Raw genomic sequence first — 17,588 nt, 5'->3', positions numbered from 1 at the left:
GCATAGAAGGGGCACTGGCATTTTTCACCGTGTAATAACCTTCTTCAGCGGTGTAGTCGATAATTTTGCCCCCATCTACTAAGAGCATCATCATATTAGGATAGACGTGAATGACAGAACCATCCGTAATGACATCTTCGGTACCTTTACGATTAGAACCTCGTTTATCATCTTGGCGCACTTTTACGCCTTTGGTCATGACAGTAGTGTCGCCCATATCATCTGGTTCAATGACCTCTAGCCACTGATCCGCTAAACCGCCACCTACTGTACTTGTTGCTGCTTTAATAATACCCATCTTTTTTCCTCCTTTTAAAGCGTTAAGTTTAAACTGCTCCACTAAATTATAGCACACAGCGCCCTTTAGGCTTAGTGAAGTGAATAGCGATTACAAAATACTTTGGAGAAAATCGAAATAGGAGGAAATTTTTAAAATTCATCAAGGCAAATGACAAGGAAAGTTTTGTTTTTTATTTGCCGCACCACGACAACATCTACAGTCTATAAAAAGGAAGTTCCGCCTGTTTTTTTATGATTCTTAAACTCTTTTCATGAATTGATTCATCCCTAGTTTTTTAGTAGGATTTTGCGTATAATAGAAGCTAGTGATTTGTGATCAATTGCTAGAAAAACTAGCAAAATGTTTACGGAAAGGGAGTGGAGAAGCTGAGCTATCAAGCATTGTATCGGGTGTGGCGCTCCCAGCGTTTTGAGGATGTGGTGGGTCAAAAAGCCATCACCCAAACGTTAAAAAACGCCGTTAGTCAAAATCAAATCTCCCATGCCTATTTATTTACTGGTCCTCGGGGAACGGGGAAGACCAGTGCTGCCAAAATTTTTGCCAAGGCAATTAACTGTCCCAATAGTCACGATGGGGAGCCTTGTAACGAATGTGAAATGTGTAAAGCCATTACGGCAGGCAAACAAGAAGATGTAATCGAAATTGATGCCGCTTCTAATAACGGAGTAGACGAGATTCGTTTTATTACAGATCGAGCAAAATATGCGCCTACGCAAGCCAAATACAAAGTTTATATTATTGATGAAGTGCATATGCTTTCCACCGGGGCTTTTAATGCGCTATTAAAGACATTGGAAGAACCCCAAGAGAGTCTGGTCTTTATTTTAGCTACCACGGAGCCCCACAAGATTCCGGCGACGATTATTTCACGGACGCAGCGGTTTGACTTTAAACGAATTGATACCAAAGATATCGCGGAGCATTTGGCCTTTATCTTAGGAAAAATTGATGTGCCCTATGAAGAGGAAGCCTTAAAAGTCATCGCCCAAGCTGCTGAAGGGGGCATGCGGGATGCTCTAAGTATGCTGGATCAAGCAATTTCCTTTGCTGAAGGCAAGGTGACCATGAAAGATGTGATGGAAGTCACCGGCAGTCTGAGCTACGAGCGAATGGATCAGTTTATGGGAGCTTGTTGGCAAGAAGAGACTGCTACGGCTTTAGCAGATTTAGATGAGATGTTAGCCAGTGGCAAAGAAGCCCGGCGTCTGCTGGAAAATCTCTTAGTTTATTGCCGTGATCTTTTGTTGTATCAAAAAGCTCCTCAGTTATTAACCGAAAAAAATGGGTATTTAACAGAAGGGTTTAAACAACTGGCAAAAGAAGTTTCCAGCAAGCAACTTTTTTATTGGATCAAGCAACTAAATGAAACTCAAAATGAAATTCGCTTTACCAATAGTCCTCGTATTTATTTGGAAGTAGCGGCAGTGAAACTTTGCAGCAGACAATCATCTGCTACCACTGCTGGCGGAAATAGTGATGAAGCCCGTGAGCTGGTGCAAAATTTGCAACAGCAAGTCAATCAATTGATTCATGAAATCAACGAGTTGAAGAAAAATCCACCAGTAAAAACGACACCGATAGCTAGTAGTTCTAGCGCTACCAGCACTAAAACAAGTAAATACCGCTTGCCAAAAGAACGGGTTTATCGAGTTTTGGAACAAGCTACCAATGAAGATGTCACCAAGGTGCGAGAAGTGTGGGAAGAATTATTAACCATGTTTGATTCTTTGCAAAAAGGCCTCTTGCGCAATACTCAAATTAAAGCGGCAGGACCTCAAGGCTTGGTTTTGTCCTTTGAAGCAGAAATGGTTTGCCAAAAAGCTTCTGAAGATGAGCAGTTGGCTTTGATGATTTCCAATCATATGAGTCGTCTAATCTCAGGCTACGCTCCGGAAATTGTCTTCATACCAGAATCTGCTTGGCTAAGCTTAAGACAAGGCTACTTGCAACAAAGAAAAGCTCGTTTGAACGAGGCAAATGGTGAAGTTCAACTTCCAGAAAAAGAAAAACAAGAAGCAACAGCGACACCAGAACCGCTTGTGGAAAAAGCCCAAGAATTTTTTGGGGATTTAACCAGTATTGTAAACGACTAATTGAAAGTGAGTGAAGCAACATGATGCGTGGAATGGGAAACATGCAAGGCATGATGAAACAAGTGCAAAAAATGCAAAAAGAAATGGTGAAAGCTCAAGAAGCTTTAAATGAAAAAGAATTTGTTGGGGAAGCGACGAATGGCTATGCCAAAGCGACTTTCACCGGCAATCGGAAAATGATTAATTTGGAGCTGGCCCCTGAGATTATTGATCCTGAAGACAATGAAATGCTTCAAGACTTAGTAATGATGGCAGTCAATGATGCCTTGAGCCAAATTGATAGCGAAACAGAAAAAACAATGGGGAAATACACCAAAGGCATGCCGGGATTCTAAAATCCGGCAGTCTGTACCCAGTGCACCAACAAAGGAGGGCAAGGCTTGATGCAATACCCAGAGCCCATTGCAAAGTTAATTGATAGTTATACCAAACTGCCGGGAATTGGACAAAAAACCGCCACTCGATTGGCTTTTTATACCATTGACATGAAAGAAGAAGTGGTTAACGAATTTGCCAAATCTCTCTTAAGTGTGAAGCGAGATCTGCACTTTTGTAGTGTTTGTGGCAATATTACCGAAGAAGATCCTTGTGAAATCTGTCGAGATACCACCAGAGACCGCAGTACCATTCTCGTGGTAGAAGAACCCAAAGATGTGATGGCTTTAGAAAAAATGCGGGAATACCATGGGTTGTATCATGTGTTAGGCGGTGTCTTAAGTCCTATGGAAGGTACCGGCCCAGAAGATATTAATATTCCGGCTTTAATTAAACGACTACACGACGATGCGGTACAAGAAGTGATCATTGCGACCAATGCCACAACCGAAGGGGAAGCCACAGCTATGTACTTGTCCCGTTTGATTAAACCAGCAGGGATTAAAGTTACCCGTTTGGCCCATGGTTTAGCTGTAGGTAGTGACATTGAATACGCCGATGAAGTCACTTTGCTAAAAGCGGTGGAAGGCCGGCGGGAATTATAGTTTTTGTGCAATTATTTTTTTTCTAGTACAATAGAGACAAGAGTGGAGGACATGTGGTGAACGGATTGTTTATTACCATAGAAGGACCAGACGGCGCGGGTAAAACTAGCGTCATCAACGAGCTTTACCCAAGGCTTCAATTGATTGCGAAAAAAGGAATCGTGAAAACCCGGGAACCCGGGGGTGTGAAAATATCGGAGAAAATTCGCAAAATCATTTTGGATCCCAAAAACGAAGAGATGGATGAACGCACAGAGGCCTTGTTGTATGCGGCAGCGCGACGACAACATTTGGTAGAAGTCATCTTACCCGCTTTAAGTGCTGGAAAAATCGTGATTTGTGATCGCTTTGTAGATAGTTCACTGGCTTATCAAGGAGCTGGTCGCCGGATTGGGATGCCGGAAATTCGCAAAATCAATGAATTTGCCATTGAAGGCACTAAACCGGACTTCACTTTGTATTTAGATGTGGATTCTGATACCGGCTTAAAGCGGATTGAAAGTGCTCATTCTGGTCGTCAAGTGGACCGCTTGGAAACGGAAAGTTTAGAATTTCATCAACGGGTCCGCCATGCCTATTTAAAATTGGCAGAAGAAGAACCCATCCGGATTCACAAAGTAGATGCCCGGATGCCGTTGACTGATGTGGTGGAAGCAAGCTTTACCGCCATTACGGAAAGTTATCCCCAGTTCTTTTAAGTAAAAAAGGAGGAATTGATATGAAACTAATTATGGCGATTGTCCAAGATAAAGATAGCAACCGTTTAGCTAACGAATTCATCGATGCCAATATTCGAGCAACCAAATTGTCTTCAACCGGGGGCTTTTTAAAAGCCGGTAACAGTACTTTTATTATTGGGATTGACGACGATCGGGTTACAGAAGCCTTGGAATTAATCAAAAAAACTTGTCAATCTCGCAAACAATACGTTTCAACACCTATGTCTCTCGATATCTCCCTAGACGGCCAAGTGCCTTATCCTGTGGAAGTGGAAGTGGGGGGCGCTACGGTTTTTGTTTTACCAGTGGAAGGATTCCATCAATACTAAGAGGAGCGCGCTATGGAAAATTTTTTAGCCCAACACCAGTCGCTAGTCTTCTCCCAAATGAAAAAAAGTGTGGAGCATGGGCGTTTGGCCCATGCTTATCTTTTTGAAGGGGACAAAGGCGTCGGCAAACACGAGATGAGTCTTTGGCTTGCCAAGCGCTTGTTTTGTACCCAAGTGGTGGATAATGAACCTTGTAATCAATGCAATAATTGTCTGCGAATTGCTCAAGGGGAACATCCCAACGTCTGGCAGATTAAGCCTGAGGGGCAATCGATTAAAGTGGACCAAATCCGCCGACTACAACAAGAATTTATTCGTTCTGGCTTCGAATCTCGTCTGCAATTTTTCACGATTTCTCAAGCAGATACCATGAATAGCAGTGCGGCCAACAGTTTATTGAAATTTCTAGAAGAGCCGGCGGGGAGTTTTGTAGCCGTTTTGGAAACTGACAGTCCAGGAAAAATTTTGCCGACGATTCAATCCCGCTGCCAAATTTTGCATTTTGCTCCTTTAAATCCCCTGGAACTTACTCGACGACTAGAAGCTCAAGGCATTGCCAAAGACTCGGCAAAATTACTGGCGGCTTTAACGAATAGTTACCAAAAAGCAGTTGAAATCTCTCAAGATGAATGGTTTAATGAGGCTAAGGCTGCCATCAGTCAATGGTACCTTTATTTAAGCAAAGATGATTTATTGGCCTTTGTCTATGTGCAAAAGAAATTGACCGCCTTGGCCAAAGAAAAAGATCGACAAAACTTGCTTTTACAAATGTTAATGGAGCAGTTTCGCCAAGAACGGCAAAAATTATTGGCAGAATCGGAGGCTTCTTTAGTAGAGAATACCCGGCGCATGGAGTTGTTATTGGCTGCGGAGCAAAAATTGGCTGCCAATGTCTCTTTTCAAAACGTTTGTGAGCAGTTTGTTCTTAGAGTGATGAATCAAAAGGGATAATTGAGATAGATAGGGGGATTTGCCGATGGAAGTTGTGGGTGTGCGTTTTCGAAAATCCGGACACATTTATTACTATGCACCACAAAAAGCGGATTATCGCTATGATGAGCAAGTAATTGTGGAATCCCAACAAGCAAAGATGTTGGCAAAAGTGGCGATTCCCAAATTAGATATTGATAAAAAAGATTTACCTAAAGAGGTCTTACCGATTTTACATAAGGCTAGTGAGCAAGAGATTCAAAAGGCTTATAGTAATGAGCAAGATGCTAAAGAAGCTATGGTAATTGGCAAGAAAAAAATTCGTGATCGTAACCTTGAAATGAAGTTAGTCGGAGTGGAATACACGCTAGACCGCAGTCGCATGATTTTTTATTTTACAGCGGATGGTCGGGTAGATTTTCGGGAGTTAGTCAAAGATTTAGCTGGGGAATTTCGTACCCGGATTGAATTGCGGCAAATTGGTGTGCGAGATGAAGCCAAGCTTTTAGGAGGCTTAGGGCCTTGTGGGCGGCCATTGTGTTGCTCAACATTTTTAGGAGACTTTATTCCGGTTTCCATTAAAATGGCCAAAGATCAAGGGCTGTCTTTAAATCCTACGAAGATTTCCGGACTTTGTGGCCGTTTGATGTGTTGTTTGAAATATGAAAACGACGAATATGAAGTAGCCAAAAAGGAAATGCCCGATTACGGGAAAGAGATTGTCACACCAGATGGTAAAGGGCGAGTTGTGGGACTAAACTTGCTCAGCCGGATTGTGCGGGTGCGTTTAGTAGGACGCGAATCCCCAGTGGAATACTTGTACAGTGAGTTAAAAGCCTTTAAAGAACAATCCAAAGTAGGTGAGTTACATGGATAAGCGAGAACTCTATGACGGCTTAGCCAAACTGGAGGAAGATTTGAAGAATTCCTTTGGCCAACTCTCAGACATGAAAGCCGCTTTGCAAGAAATCGTGGAAAAGAATACGACATTGGAGTTGGAAAATCAAAAACTGCGGGAATATTTACAAGAACTGGAGCGGGAAAATGCACCGGTTCCCAGTGAAACCAAGCAGGAAATGTCCAAATCACGGATGAACTTAGGCAAAATCTACGAAGATGGCTTCCATATTTGTCGCGAGTCTTATGGTGCCCGTCGTGAAAACGATGAGCAGTGTGTCTTTTGTTTAGAAGTCTTGTATCGAGAAAGTCAAAATTAGGAAGAGTCCCACAATTGTGGGGGCTCTTTTTTTGAAAAGAGGAAAGTACATGAAAATCCAACAGAGTTTTAAAGGAAATCAGGAAGTGGGCTGTCTGTATTTAGTTCCCACCCCCATTGGGAACTTGGAAGATATGAGTGTTCGAGGTGTGAAGTGCTTACAGACAGTGGATTTAATTGCTGCCGAAGATACTCGAAATACACAAAAACTGTTGAATCACTTTGAAATTACCACCCCGCAAAAAAGTTTGCATGAGCATAATTTTAAAGAACGGATTCCTCAGTTGTTGGCCTTGTTACAAGGAGGAAAAGATATCGCTCAAGTGTCTGATGCCGGGATGCCTTCCATTAGTGATCCGGGTCATGAATTGGTGTTGGCTTGTTTGGCGGAAAAAATTAAAGTAATCGCGTTACCTGGCCCTACTGCAGGGCTAACCGCATTATTGGCTTCTGGGTTAAGCCCGCAGCCAAATTATTTCTATGGTTTCTTACCACGGAAAAAAAATGAACAAAAAGCCGTGCTCGCTTCTTTATATGCCCAAGAAGCTACCTTGATTTTTTACGAATCTCCTCATCGGGTGAAAGAAACATTGGCCAATATGCAAGGGGTCTTTGGCGAACGACAGGCGGTGATTTGCCGAGAGCTAACCAAACTTCATGAGGAATATTTACGGGGAACTTTTAGCGAGCTATTGGCTTATTTAGATGAGCGAGAGTTAAAAGGGGAGTGCTGTTTATTGGTGGCAGGGAATAGCCAACCAGAAGAACAGCAAGAAATGAAAGAAATCAGCGTGAAAGAAGAAGTTCAAGCTTTGATCGATCAAGGAATGAAACCTAATGCAGCAATTAAAACGGTAGCTCAACGCCGTTCGAGAAAGAAACAAGAAATTTATCAAGAATATCATGAATTGACTTAGTCTCAGCCTTGGCTGGGGCTTTTTTTATGTCATAAAATCTCACATAAAAAGAGACGAATTTTCAGAAAGTTTTGAAAAATAGCGAAAAACTCTAGAAAACTCTAAAATATCGTGTTACTATTTCTCCCATAAGGAAAACCTGTCTGGACAGCAGGTGGACAAAAAAGGAGGAGTTTTGATGGACACAGGAAATATTGGCTTTATGATACTTTGTACAGGGTTAGTTTTTGTAATGACACCGGCGTTGGCGTTTTTCTACGGTGGCTTGTCTCAGAAAAAGAATTTATTGAACACCATGATGATGGTGATTGTCACCATGGGCTTAGCCTCACTGTTGTGGATTATTATCGGTTATAGCCTAGCCTTTAGTGGGGACAATCCTTTTATCGGGAACTTGGACAAGTTGTTTTTCAATGGTGTCTCCAGTGAGGCTTCTTCTGGTTTGCCAGAAGGATTGTTTGCCGCCTTCCAAATGATGTTTGTGCTGATTACTACGGCGATTTTAACTGGAGCCGTTGCCGGGCGGATGCGTTTTTCTGCATTATTGGTATTTTTAACCGGCTGGATTATCTTGGTCTACGCTCCCATTGCCCACATGGTCTGGGGCGGTGGTTTCTTGGATCAAATCGGTTCCATCGACTTTGCCGGGGGAAATGTGGTGCATATCAGTTCCGGGATTTCTGGTTTGGTTTTAGCCGCAGTTTTGGGCCAGCGAAAAGAAAGTGAAAATTCAAGTTTCACACCCCATAATGTTCCCTTTGTGGTATTAGGAACAGGGCTTTTGTGGTTAGGTTGGTTTGGCTTTAACGCCGGCTCTGCTTTAGCGGCGGATGGGTTAGCAGTCCATGCCCTGTTAACCACTAATACCGCAGCGGCGGCCGGGATGATGTCGTGGATGATGTTAGAATGGGTGGTAAAAGGAAAGCCAAGCATTGTTGGTTCTTGTACAGGGGCAGTCGTTGGTTTAGTTGCGATTACTCCTGGCGCCGGTTTTGTTTCCATTGGTTCGGCTTTGATTGCCGGCTTACTCGTATCGCCCCTTTGTTTTTACGGTACTCGCTTTGTAAAAGAAAAACTTGGCTGTGATGACGCCTTAGATGCTTTTGGTTGTCACGGGATTGGCGGGATTTTCGGTGGTCTGCTTACTGGAATCCTAGCAGATCCAGCCATCGGTGGCGAAACAGGGCTACTCTTTGGCGGGGTGGACTTGTTTGTGGCTCAAATTTTGAGCATTCTCTTTACCATCCTCTTTGCCGGGGGCGTGAGTTTTGTTTTAATTACGCTGATTAAGAAATTTATGGCCATTCGCGTTTCTACTTCTCAGGAAGAAAAAGGGCTGGATTATTCTTTACACAATGAACAAGCGTATCAAGATTTGTTAAGTAATGATTAAAAATGGAGGCAGGGACGCGATTGACGCCCTGCCTTTCTTACTTGTTTCAGAACGTCTGTTTGGGTATAATGTAAGGGAGCAGGAGGGATGAGATGAGTGAGCTGCAGTTTCCATTAAAAAATGATACTAGTCGGAAAATCATTCATATTGATATGGATGCTTTTTTTGCCTCAGTGGAAGAACGAGACAATCCTGAATTGGCATCGCATCCTTTAGTGATTGCGCGTCATCCTAGCGATACCGGCGGACGAGGTGTGGTGACCACTGCCAATTACAAGGCCCGTCAGTACGGGATTCACTCGGCCATGAGTGCCCAAAAAGCCTTTGAGCTCTGTCCTGAGGCGGTATTTATTCCTGGAAATCATGAAAAATACCGGGGAATTTCTCGCCAAGTGCGGGCAGTTTTTGCTCGGTACACGGATATTATCGAACCAGTTTCCATTGATGAAGCCTATTTAGATGTGACCCACAACAAGCAAAATATTCAATCTGCCGTGAAAGTAGCTCGCTTAATTCAACAGGAAATCTGGGAAACCGTTCACCTGACTTGCTCTGCTGGTGTCAGTTATAATAAATTTCTCGCTAAATTGGCTTCTGATTTTCATAAACCGGCGGGACTCACCTTGGTAGCTCCAGATGAAGCTCTGAATTTTATGCAGGCTCTGCCCATTGAAAAATTTCATGGTGTGGGAAAGAAGACTTTGCCAAAAATGCATGAACTGGGGATTTTTACTGGGGCAGATTTGTATGAGAAAGGTGAAATGGAGCTGATTTCTTATTTTGGTAAAATGGGTTATTCCTTGTATCGGAAAGTGCGAGGCATCCATGACGCTCCAGTAAATGTCACCAGAGATCGCAAGTCTGTAGGCAAAGAACACACTTACGGGAATCCTTTGACCACGGAAAATCAAGTTTTGACTCAGTTGCGACGCCTCGCGGAAGAAGTCGCAAAAAGTTTGAATAATGCGGGAAAACACGGTCAGACCATCGTTTTAAAAGTTCGTTACGCAGATTACACCACCATTACCCGGCGCAAGACGTTAAATCAATACATTAGAGACAAAGATGTGATTTTTTCACAAGCTAGTCTGATCTGGGAAGAGGTTTTAGGATTGGAGAAGGGCATTCGCCTGTTAGGGATCACCGTCACCAATTTGGATCCGGTGAGCTATGAAGCAATTACATTGCCTTTATGGGAAAAAAATGACTGAGCTACCCAATTCAAGTAGGCGACTCAGTCATTTTTTAAATCATTTTTTGTTTGTCTAACTGTTCAAAGGATCTTTCACCGTCGACACATTTATCCCAGAGCACAGCTTTTTGCTGAGCAAGGGATTTTTTTACGTCTAAAATTCGTTGGTTGCTACTGCCACGAAATTGTAAGTTCAAATTGCGCTTGGCTAATTCAAAACGACCGTCCACCAATACATCTACTTGAGATAGCAATTCAAGTTTATCTGGCGTTTCCAATAAAAGTTCTTCAAAGGTAAAACCTGTCCAGCTCCAAATGTCTTTTGTCGCGCCAAAGCGTTTGCGCACATGAGAAACGACTTCCAAACAAACGTCGGTATTTAAAAAAGGCTCTCCTCCTAATAAAGTCAGGCCTTGGACATAGTCATGATCCAAATCCGTTAAAATTAGTTCCATTAATTCTGGTGTGAAATCAGTGCCGTAGTTGAAATTTTGCACGGCTTTGTTAAAGCAACCTTCACAGGCAAAAAGACAACCAGAGACATAAAGGCTGCAACGGACTCCTTCACCGTCTACAAAGTTAAAAGCTTTGTAATCAGCAATTTTGTGTTTGCTTAGTTTTTCGGATTGCCATTCTTGAGGTTTTGGATTTCGCATGAGGTCACATTCTTTCTTTCAATCTACAAAAAAGGTCGAGGCGCGGTGCCCCGACCTTAGTTCAATTTCGTTTATTTCATGTGTTTTACGCGGCTAGAGATTTCTTTGTGACGGCCGTGAACCATTGGCCGGGCTTGAGGGTTGCCTAAGTAACCACATGTCCGTTTTACCACGTCACAAGTTTTCGGGTCGTGGTTGCCACATTGAGGACATTCAAAGCCCCGTTCGGTAGGGGTGAAGTCTCCTTCATAGCCACATTCATAACAGTGGTCAATAGGAGTGTTGGTTCCGAGATAACCGATTTTATCGTAGGAATAATCCCAAACAGCTTCCAATGCTTTCGGATTTTGTTGCAAGACAGGGTATTCACAGTAATGAATGAACCCACCGGAACAATATTTTGGATAATCTTTTTCAAAGTCCAATTTTTCAAATGGTGTCGGATTTTTCCGCACGTCATAGTGGAAGCTATTGGTGTAGTATTCTTTATCAGTAATGTCTTTGACTACACCAAATTTTTCCGTATCCAAGCGACAGAAACGATCCGTCAAGCTTTCAGATGGAGTAGAGTAGACGCTAAAGTGGTAGCCATATTCATCCCCCCAAAGATCCGTGTGAGCTTTTAGTTCTTTGACGATGGACAATGTGAATTCCTTAGCTTCAGGATTGTTTTCCCATTCACCACCGTAAAAGGCAGAGGCTACTTCGTAAAGGCCGATATAGCCAAGGGAAACTGTAGCTCGTTTGTTTTTAAAGAGTTCGTTGACTGCATCTGCTCGGTTCAGGCGTTTGCCAAAAGCACCATACATATACAAAATTGGCGCATTGGCAGGAATTGCTTCTTTACAACGTTCCACGCGATAAACTAGGGCATCTTTAGCGATGGCGAGGCGTTCTTCCAAAAGACTCCAGAATTTGTCCAAATCTCCGCCAGCTTCTAGGGCAATCCGTGGCAAGTTCATGGTAACCACACCAAGGTTCATCCGGCCCACATTAACTTCTTCGCCGTTCTCATCTTTCCAACCTTGTAAGAAGGAGCGACAGCCCATTGGCACTTTGAAGCTCCCGGTAAGTTCCACGATTTTGTCGTAGTTTAAAATATCAGGATACATGCGTTTTGTGGCACATTCTAAGGCCAATTGTTTAATGTCATAGTTTGGGTCAGTGGCATTGGAGTTGACGCCTTTTTTAATACTGAAAATTAATTTAGGGAAGATGGCTGTGCGTTTTTCGCTGCCGAGACCGTTGATGCGGATTTGCAAAATCGCCCGTTGTATTTCCCGTTCAAACCAGCTTGTTCCTAGACCGAAACCAAGAGATGTGAAAGGTGTTTGGCCATTGGAAGTAAACAAGGTATTGATTTCATATTCCAAACTTTGCATGGCATCGTAAATGTCTTTGCGGGTTTTTTCTTTGGCAAAGGCTTCTTGTTTTTCTTTCGTGTCGATCCAGCGTTTGGCATCATTCATGTGTTTTTCGTAGTTCAATTCCGCAAAAGGTGCCAAAAGTTCGTCGGTACGGTCAGCAGAACAGCCGCCGTATTGGCTGGAAGCTACATTGGCTATGATTTGAGAAATTTGGGCTGTGGCAGTTTGGATAGATTTTGGTGATTCCACGTCCGCATTGCCGATTTTAAAGCCGTTGTTTAACATGCCTTTAAAGTCGATTAAACAGCAGTTGGTCATTGGGGTGTAGGGATGGTAATCCAAGTCATGGTAGTGAATGTCCCCTTTTTGATGGGCGTTGGCCACATGGGGCGGCAACATTTTCAGACCAATGGACTTGCCCACGATACCGGCAGTTAAATCCCGTTGCGTATTAAAAACATCGCTGTCTTTATTAGCATTTTCATTGACCACAGTGCGGTCTTTGTTGATGAGTTTACCAATAGTGAAATTAATATCTGTGGCCCGGCTGCGAGCAAAATCCCGTTGTGTCCGGTAACTAATATAAGCTTCTGCCAGTTCGTATTCGTTCTTTTCCAAGAGAATGTGTTCCACAATGTTTTGGATTTCATAAATCTTGACATTTTCCGTGAAGCGTTCAGCAATTTCAGCATCCACTCGTTCTACAATGTCTAAAATCCGTTCGTGATCTAAAGGAGATAAGGGTTGATTGTTTACCGATTCTTTTTTGGCTTTCACCAAAGCATCGTAAATTTTTTGATCGTCAAAAGCCATGGTGCGGCCGTCTCGTTTGATGATTTTCATTTGGCTCAGGCGGGGCAAAACCGTCTTGGTTGCGCTGGTCTCATTTTGGATTTCCATCATAAGTCATCTCTCCTTATTTGTGGTACAAAAAAACTTGATAATGTTTCGTTAGACGAAACAATCTTCATGTATTATCATAGCGGAAAATAAAAGAAGTGGCAACCTATATGTAGTGCCATTTTTAATTAAATTTATGACGTAACACAATATGTTGGGGGTTTATCAAACATAAAAAACCTGAGAGCAGGAGCTGCCATCAGGTTTCATCACGTGTTCTATCATCTCAAATAACAGACAAAAAAGCAAAGGAAAAATTGTAAAAATTGCTAGGCACTTTGAAGAAAATTTTCGGTGAAAGTTTCCCTAGTTTTTGGTAAAAGTTTCCTGTCGAATTGTGGCGCAAAACAAGGGAAGTGGTATAATGGCACATGACCAAATACAAAGGAGAAAGTCCATGCTTGATAAAAAAGATGAACAACTATTGATTGACTTAACCACTGCCCGGGGCGTTCCTGGTAATGAAGAAGAGGTTCGAGAAATCTTTAAAGAATATGCGAAACCCTTTGCGGAAGATATTTTCTTTGATGGTTTAGGTAGCGTAATTGCCAAACATGTAGGAGCTGGTGGTGGACCAAAAATTTTCATTTCCGGCCATATGGATGAAGTGGGCTTTATGGTAACCCGCATTACCGAAAAAGGTTTTATTGAATTCCAAACTTTAGGTGGCTGGTGGGGCCAAGTGATGCTAGCTCAAGAAGTGGAAATCAAAACCCAAGAAGGCAAATTAATTCATGGGGTAACCGGTTCGAAACCACCTCATGTCTTAAGTCCAGAAGCTCGGAACAAACCTTACGATATGAAAGATATGTTTATTGATATCGGTGCTACAAGTGCCGACGAAGTCAAAAGCTGGGGCGTGCGCCCGGGGGACATGATTACTCCTTATATCCAATACAAACGTCTAAACGACAGCAAGTACTTGCTAGCAAAAGCCTGGGATAACCGTGTGGGAACGGCGGTATCCTTGCGAGTGTTGGAAAACCTTGCCAAAGAAGGTCATCCAAACTGTCTTTTTGCGGGCAGTGATGTGATGGAAGAAGTAGGCCTTAGAGGAGCGCGGACTAGCACTCATTTGGTCAATCCAGATATCGCCTTTGCTTTGGATACAGGCACGGCTGGAGATACTCCGGGGATGACCACAAAAGAAGCGGATTCCGTTTTAGGAGAAGGCCCACAAATCTTGATTTTCGATGCTTCTATGGTTCCCCATAAAAAATTGTTGAACTTTGTGATCAATGTGGCAGAAGAAATGGAAATTCCATTCCAATATACAGTGATTTCCGGTGGTGGTACTGACGCCGGACAAATGCATCTGACTCGTGACGGGGTGCCATCTATTGCCATTACCGTGCCCGTTCGATACCTTCATTCTCATACTTCGGTGATCCATGAAGATGATTATTTGAACACGGTGAAATTAGTGACAGAAGTAGTCAAACGCCTAGACGACGAAACAGTGGCCAACTTACGCAGCTATTAAAATGACCAACGCCCTTCCACTTGTGGGAGGGCGTTTTTATCTTTTGAAAACTAGGATATGCCTAGATATAGAGTATATCAGGTGTCTTTCTCAGAGCTACAGGGTAGAATGAATGTATCAGATAAGTAGGAGGGAGTAAGGTGGAAAACGTAGAATATAGTGTGACAGAGTTTCGTGAGAAGTTGATGTCAGATATTGAGATTAAAGCCAGTGATTCGGTTATTTTAATGTGTGCAATTTTAATCGCTTCCATTGGCTTAAACATGAATTCAATTCCAGTTATCATTGGTGCGATGCTAATTTCTCCCCTAATGTCGCCTTTATTATGTATTGGTTATGGACTTTCTGTGCTCGATTTTGCTATGGTAAAAAAGGCGGTAAAATTACTTTTAGTAGAAGTGGGAGTTAGTTTGACAGTGGCGATGATCTATTTCTTGCTATCGCCGATTACTTATGCAAGTAATGAAATCATCGCCCGCACCGCACCCACAATTTGGGATGTCATCATTGCCTTTTCTGGTGGGCTAGCTGGAATCATCGGGGCCAGAAAAAAAGGCAGTAACAATATTGTCCCCGGCGTTGCGATTGCCACCGCCTTAATGCCACCTGCCTGTACAATTGGGTATTCGATTGCGAGTAGAAATTTTGATTATTTCACCGGATCTGCTTATTTATTTATCATTAACTGTGCCTTCATCATTATTGCGACTTTTATCGGAATTCGTTTTATGCGCTTTCCCAGGGCTAACAACGTTACAAATAAAGACACGCGGAAAGTTCGTTATTTTCTAATTATTTTGTCCTTATTGATTGTAATCCCGAGTATTTTTTCAGCATCGGTGTTGGTCAAGGAAAGTATCCAAAAATCGGCAGTTAATCAATTAATCAACGAAGAATTTTCCGATTATATTATTTTGAATCAGGATTATGATCAAAAAAAAGAGACGCTGACGTTATCGGTATCAGGAGAGCATCTGACTCCAACAGAAGTTGAGGAGATTCAAGCAGAATTACCTGAATACGGATTGGAGGATGTGACGTTAAACATCGATCAAATTCCGAATCTTTCTAACTTGACGGGAGATCAAGTAACTAAATACTTAGATCAATACGTTAAAAGTCGTTTAAATAAAGAAAATGCACGAGATCCAGAATCCCAAAAAGAAGAATCAACTGGCGATTCTACCAACTGATTATCGGTAGAGTTGGCAATCTCGTTGCCAACACTTGTCTTTATTTTGTGCTAAAGTAAGAGAAAATCATGAACAGAAAGAAGGACTATTTATGAAGCTGACAGTTTTAGGCTGTTTAGGGGCTTATCCCTATAATGGCGAAGGAACTACGGGGTATCTGTTGCAATCTGGTAATTTTTCTGTGTTATTAGATTGTGGGAGTACTACCTTGGTACAATTGGAGAAAATTTTCGATCCTTTAAAGTTAGATGCAGTGATTTTAACTCATTACCATCATGATCACATTGCGGATCTAGGGGTGTTGCAATACTATTGGCAGCTACATCCGGAGCGCAATCCAGAAAAAATCTTACCTATTTATGGACATACATTAGATCAGGAACATTTCCAAGAATTAACCATGGCAGACGTTTCAAAAGGCATTGCCTATCACGAGACAGAACTGTTGGAATTTGGTCCGTTTTCTGTTACATTTATGAAGACGATACATCCAGTACCTTGCTTTGCCTTACGTTTTGTGGAAAAGACTACTGGAAAGGTATTTGTCTTCACGGGAGATTCTGGTTATTTAGAAGATTTCAATGAATTTGCCAAAGAGTGCGATCTCTTTTTAGCCGATACCTATCTTTTCCGTGGCAATGAGCACCATAAAGCCCATTTCACCAGTTTAGAAGCCGGGACTTTTGCCAAAAATGCTCAGGCTAAACGCTTGGTGTTGACTCATTTGCCTCAGTTTGGTGACTTAAGTCAATTGCAACAAGAAGCCCAGGAAGCGGCAGAAACAATCCCAGTAGAGCTGGCAGAAGTGGGAAAAATATTTGAGATTTAAGACAATCGACAAATGAATAGGAGACGATTCTGATGATTTTTGTACCAAATGAAAACACGGATCCCCGCATCAACTTAGCCATTGAGACATTTTTGTTAAAAGAAATGCCTTTAGACGAACCAATTCTTTTGTTTTATATTAACGAGCCTTCGATTATTATCGGCCGCAATCAAAATACGATTGAAGAAATCAATCAAGAGTATGTGGAAGAAAAAGGCATCCACGTGGTGCGTCGACTTTCCGGCGGCGGTGCGGTATACCATGATTTTGGGAATTTGAATTTTAGTTTTATCATGCCCGATGATGGCAATTCTTTCCGCGATTTTGAAAAACTGACGAAACCGATTGTAAATGCTTTGCAAGAATTAGGCGTAACAGGAGCCCAATTAAAAGGGCGCAATGACTTGGTAATCAATGATCAGAAGTTCTCCGGTAATGCCATGTATGCTACAGAAGGTCGCATGTTTGCTCATGGAACCATCATGTTTGATTCTGATATTAATGAAGTGGTCAACGCCTTAAAAGTACGGGCGGATAAAATTCAGTCTAAAGGGATTAAGTCCATTCGCTCTCGGGTTACCAATGTGAAACCTTTCTTGCCAAAAGACAAGCAAGAGATGACGACAAAAGACTTCCGACAAGCAATTTTACTAAAAATCTTTGGTGTGGATTCTGTGGATCAAGTGAAAACTTACGAACTCACAGAAGCAGATTGGGAAAAGATCAACCAAATTTCTGAGGAATACTACCGCAACTGGGATTGGAATTATGGCAAGTCCCCAGACTTCGATATTGAAAAACGCCATCGTTTCCCCATTGGTTCCATTGAGGTCCGCTTAAAAGTTCAAGCCGGTAAAATCACCGCTGCGAAAATTTATGGCGATTTCTTTGGTTTAGGTGAAATCAAAGATGTGGAAGAAGCGCTTGTTGGTACGCGTTATGAAAAAAGTGCGTTAGCCGATGTAGTAGCTAAGATCGACGTGAAGAAATACTTTGGGGCCATTGAAGCAGAAGAGTTTTTAGATTTATTGATTTAAATGAAAAGAGAGGTTGAGCGAATTTGCTCAGCCTCTCTTTTTTGGATTGTTGT

17 protein-coding genes and 1 pseudogene are annotated in these 17,588 nt (G+C 42.3%); 15 read left to right on the top strand and 3 right to left on the bottom strand.

Annotated elements, in window-relative coordinates; all coding sequences use genetic code 11:
• A pseudogene (locus AB5754_RS08545) lies at nucleotides 1-298 on the bottom strand (virion core protein); the annotation flags it as partial.
• A gap of 368 nt (nucleotides 299-666) precedes the next feature.
• Here AB5754_RS08545 and dnaX point away from each other — a divergent pair.
• The 11 genes from dnaX (at nucleotide 667) to dinB (ending at nucleotide 10,089) form a co-directional block, all read left to right on the top strand.
• Nucleotides 667-2,394 carry a DNA polymerase III subunit gamma/tau gene (dnaX, locus tag AB5754_RS08540; RefSeq protein WP_368251345.1) on the top strand — a complete coding sequence of 576 codons (1,728 nt, stop codon included), beginning with the start codon at nucleotides 667-669 and terminating at the stop codon, nucleotides 2,392-2,394.
• 20 nt (nucleotides 2,395-2,414) lie between these two features.
• Nucleotides 2,415-2,729: a YbaB/EbfC family nucleoid-associated protein gene (locus AB5754_RS08535; RefSeq protein ID WP_311833066.1), complete on the top strand. Its 315-nt coding sequence runs from the start codon at nucleotides 2,415-2,417 to the stop codon at nucleotides 2,727-2,729.
• A gap of 48 nt (nucleotides 2,730-2,777) precedes the next feature.
• Nucleotides 2,778-3,374: a recombination mediator RecR gene (gene recR / locus AB5754_RS08530; RefSeq protein ID WP_311833067.1), complete on the top strand. Its 597-nt coding sequence runs from the start codon at nucleotides 2,778-2,780 to the stop codon at nucleotides 3,372-3,374.
• 56 nt (nucleotides 3,375-3,430) lie between these two features.
• Entirely contained in the window at nucleotides 3,431-4,072 is a 642-nt protein-coding gene (gene tmk, locus AB5754_RS08525; protein ID WP_311833068.1) for a dTMP kinase, read from the top strand.
• Nucleotides 4,073-4,092: 20 nt separating this feature from the next.
• Complete coding sequence (locus AB5754_RS08520) at nucleotides 4,093-4,422, top strand: cyclic-di-AMP receptor (protein WP_368251291.1); 330 nt, start codon at nucleotides 4,093-4,095, stop codon at nucleotides 4,420-4,422.
• Between the two features lie 12 nt (nucleotides 4,423-4,434).
• The gene (gene holB, locus AB5754_RS08515) at nucleotides 4,435-5,373 is read left to right on the top strand and encodes a DNA polymerase III subunit delta' (RefSeq protein WP_368251290.1); all 939 of its coding nucleotides are present in this window, start codon (nucleotides 4,435-4,437) and stop codon (nucleotides 5,371-5,373) included.
• Nucleotides 5,374-5,398: 25 nt separating this feature from the next.
• The gene (locus tag AB5754_RS08510) at nucleotides 5,399-6,229 is read left to right on the top strand and encodes a stage 0 sporulation family protein (RefSeq protein WP_368251289.1); all 831 of its coding nucleotides are present in this window, start codon (nucleotides 5,399-5,401) and stop codon (nucleotides 6,227-6,229) included.
• Nucleotides 6,222-6,569: a DNA replication initiation control protein YabA gene (locus tag AB5754_RS08505; RefSeq protein ID WP_311833072.1), complete on the top strand. Its 348-nt coding sequence runs from the start codon at nucleotides 6,222-6,224 to the stop codon at nucleotides 6,567-6,569. Before AB5754_RS08510 ends, AB5754_RS08505 begins: the two co-directional genes overlap by 8 nt.
• Before the next feature lie 49 nt (nucleotides 6,570-6,618).
• A complete protein-coding gene (gene rsmI, locus AB5754_RS08500) occupies nucleotides 6,619-7,485 on the top strand; it encodes a 16S rRNA (cytidine(1402)-2'-O)-methyltransferase (RefSeq protein ID WP_368251288.1) in 867 nt (288 codons plus the stop codon).
• A 178-nt stretch (nucleotides 7,486-7,663) separates the two neighbouring features.
• Nucleotides 7,664-8,878 carry an ammonium transporter gene (locus tag AB5754_RS08495; RefSeq protein WP_368251287.1) on the top strand — a complete coding sequence of 405 codons (1,215 nt, stop codon included), beginning with the start codon at nucleotides 7,664-7,666 and terminating at the stop codon, nucleotides 8,876-8,878.
• Between the two features lie 92 nt (nucleotides 8,879-8,970).
• Complete coding sequence (dinB, locus tag AB5754_RS08490; RefSeq protein ID WP_368251286.1) at nucleotides 8,971-10,089, top strand: DNA polymerase IV; 1,119 nt, start codon at nucleotides 8,971-8,973, stop codon at nucleotides 10,087-10,089.
• Between the two features lie 34 nt (nucleotides 10,090-10,123).
• Here dinB and nrdG read toward each other — a convergent pair whose 3' ends face one another.
• A complete protein-coding gene (nrdG, locus tag AB5754_RS08485) occupies nucleotides 10,124-10,726 on the bottom strand; it encodes an anaerobic ribonucleoside-triphosphate reductase activating protein (protein WP_368251285.1) in 603 nt (200 codons plus the stop codon).
• Between the two features lie 71 nt (nucleotides 10,727-10,797).
• Complete coding sequence (nrdD, locus tag AB5754_RS08480) at nucleotides 10,798-12,996, bottom strand: anaerobic ribonucleoside-triphosphate reductase (RefSeq protein ID WP_368251284.1); 2,199 nt, start codon at nucleotides 12,994-12,996, stop codon at nucleotides 10,798-10,800.
• 394 nt (nucleotides 12,997-13,390) lie between these two features.
• On the opposite strand from nrdD, the gene AB5754_RS08475 reads away from it, so the two are divergent.
• The 4 genes from AB5754_RS08475 to AB5754_RS08460 all read left to right on the top strand — a co-directional run bounded on the left by AB5754_RS08475 (nucleotide 13,391) and on the right by AB5754_RS08460 (nucleotide 17,535).
• Nucleotides 13,391-14,476, top strand: a complete 1,086-nt coding sequence (locus AB5754_RS08475) for a M42 family metallopeptidase (protein WP_368251283.1) — start codon at nucleotides 13,391-13,393, stop codon at nucleotides 14,474-14,476.
• A gap of 185 nt (nucleotides 14,477-14,661) precedes the next feature.
• A complete protein-coding gene (locus tag AB5754_RS08470; protein ID WP_368251342.1) occupies nucleotides 14,662-15,669 on the top strand; it encodes a DUF389 domain-containing protein in 1,008 nt (335 codons plus the stop codon).
• 91 nt (nucleotides 15,670-15,760) lie between these two features.
• Nucleotides 15,761-16,498 carry an MBL fold metallo-hydrolase gene (locus AB5754_RS08465; RefSeq protein WP_368251282.1) on the top strand — a complete coding sequence of 246 codons (738 nt, stop codon included), beginning with the start codon at nucleotides 15,761-15,763 and terminating at the stop codon, nucleotides 16,496-16,498.
• 32 nt (nucleotides 16,499-16,530) lie between these two features.
• Nucleotides 16,531-17,535, top strand: a complete 1,005-nt coding sequence (locus tag AB5754_RS08460; protein ID WP_368251281.1) for a lipoate--protein ligase — start codon at nucleotides 16,531-16,533, stop codon at nucleotides 17,533-17,535.
• The last annotated feature ends 53 nt before the right edge of the window (nucleotides 17,536-17,588 follow it).

Origin of the sequence: Enterococcus sp. 2201sp1_2201st1_C11_2201SCRN_220225 (assembly GCF_040925905.1) — a bacterium.
GTDB classification, from domain to species: domain Bacteria; phylum Bacillota; class Bacilli; order Lactobacillales; family Enterococcaceae; genus Enterococcus_C; species Enterococcus_C asini_A.
This window is presented reverse-complemented; position numbering and strand designations above follow the sequence as displayed.

What these genes read in the sequence shown, in the direction of transcription:
- AB5754_RS08535 (WP_311833066.1), top strand. Translation starts at nt 2,415, where the DNA reads ATGATGCGTGGAATGGGAAACATGCAAGGCATGATGAAACAAGTGCAA.
- recR (WP_311833067.1), top strand. Translation starts at nt 2,778, where the DNA reads ATGCAATACCCAGAGCCCATTGCAAAGTTAATTGATAGTTATACCAAA.
- AB5754_RS08520 (WP_368251291.1), top strand. Translation starts at nt 4,093, where the DNA reads ATGAAACTAATTATGGCGATTGTCCAAGATAAAGATAGCAACCGTTTA.
- holB (WP_368251290.1), top strand. Translation starts at nt 4,435, where the DNA reads ATGGAAAATTTTTTAGCCCAACACCAGTCGCTAGTCTTCTCCCAAATG.
- AB5754_RS08510 (WP_368251289.1), top strand. Translation starts at nt 5,399, where the DNA reads ATGGAAGTTGTGGGTGTGCGTTTTCGAAAATCCGGACACATTTATTAC.
- AB5754_RS08505 (WP_311833072.1), top strand. Translation starts at nt 6,222, where the DNA reads ATGGATAAGCGAGAACTCTATGACGGCTTAGCCAAACTGGAGGAAGAT.
- rsmI (WP_368251288.1), top strand. Translation starts at nt 6,619, where the DNA reads ATGAAAATCCAACAGAGTTTTAAAGGAAATCAGGAAGTGGGCTGTCTG.
- AB5754_RS08495 (WP_368251287.1), top strand. Translation starts at nt 7,664, where the DNA reads ATGGACACAGGAAATATTGGCTTTATGATACTTTGTACAGGGTTAGTT.
- dinB (WP_368251286.1), top strand. Translation starts at nt 8,971, where the DNA reads ATGAGTGAGCTGCAGTTTCCATTAAAAAATGATACTAGTCGGAAAATC.
- nrdG (WP_368251285.1), bottom strand. Translation starts at nt 10,726, where the DNA reads ATGCGAAATCCAAAACCTCAAGAATGGCAATCCGAAAAACTAAGCAAA.
- nrdD (WP_368251284.1), bottom strand. Translation starts at nt 12,996, where the DNA reads ATGATGGAAATCCAAAATGAGACCAGCGCAACCAAGACGGTTTTGCCC.
- AB5754_RS08475 (WP_368251283.1), top strand. Translation starts at nt 13,391, where the DNA reads ATGCTTGATAAAAAAGATGAACAACTATTGATTGACTTAACCACTGCC.
- AB5754_RS08470 (WP_368251342.1), top strand. Translation starts at nt 14,662, where the DNA reads ATGTCAGATATTGAGATTAAAGCCAGTGATTCGGTTATTTTAATGTGT.
- AB5754_RS08465 (WP_368251282.1), top strand. Translation starts at nt 15,761, where the DNA reads ATGAAGCTGACAGTTTTAGGCTGTTTAGGGGCTTATCCCTATAATGGC.
- AB5754_RS08460 (WP_368251281.1), top strand. Translation starts at nt 16,531, where the DNA reads ATGATTTTTGTACCAAATGAAAACACGGATCCCCGCATCAACTTAGCC.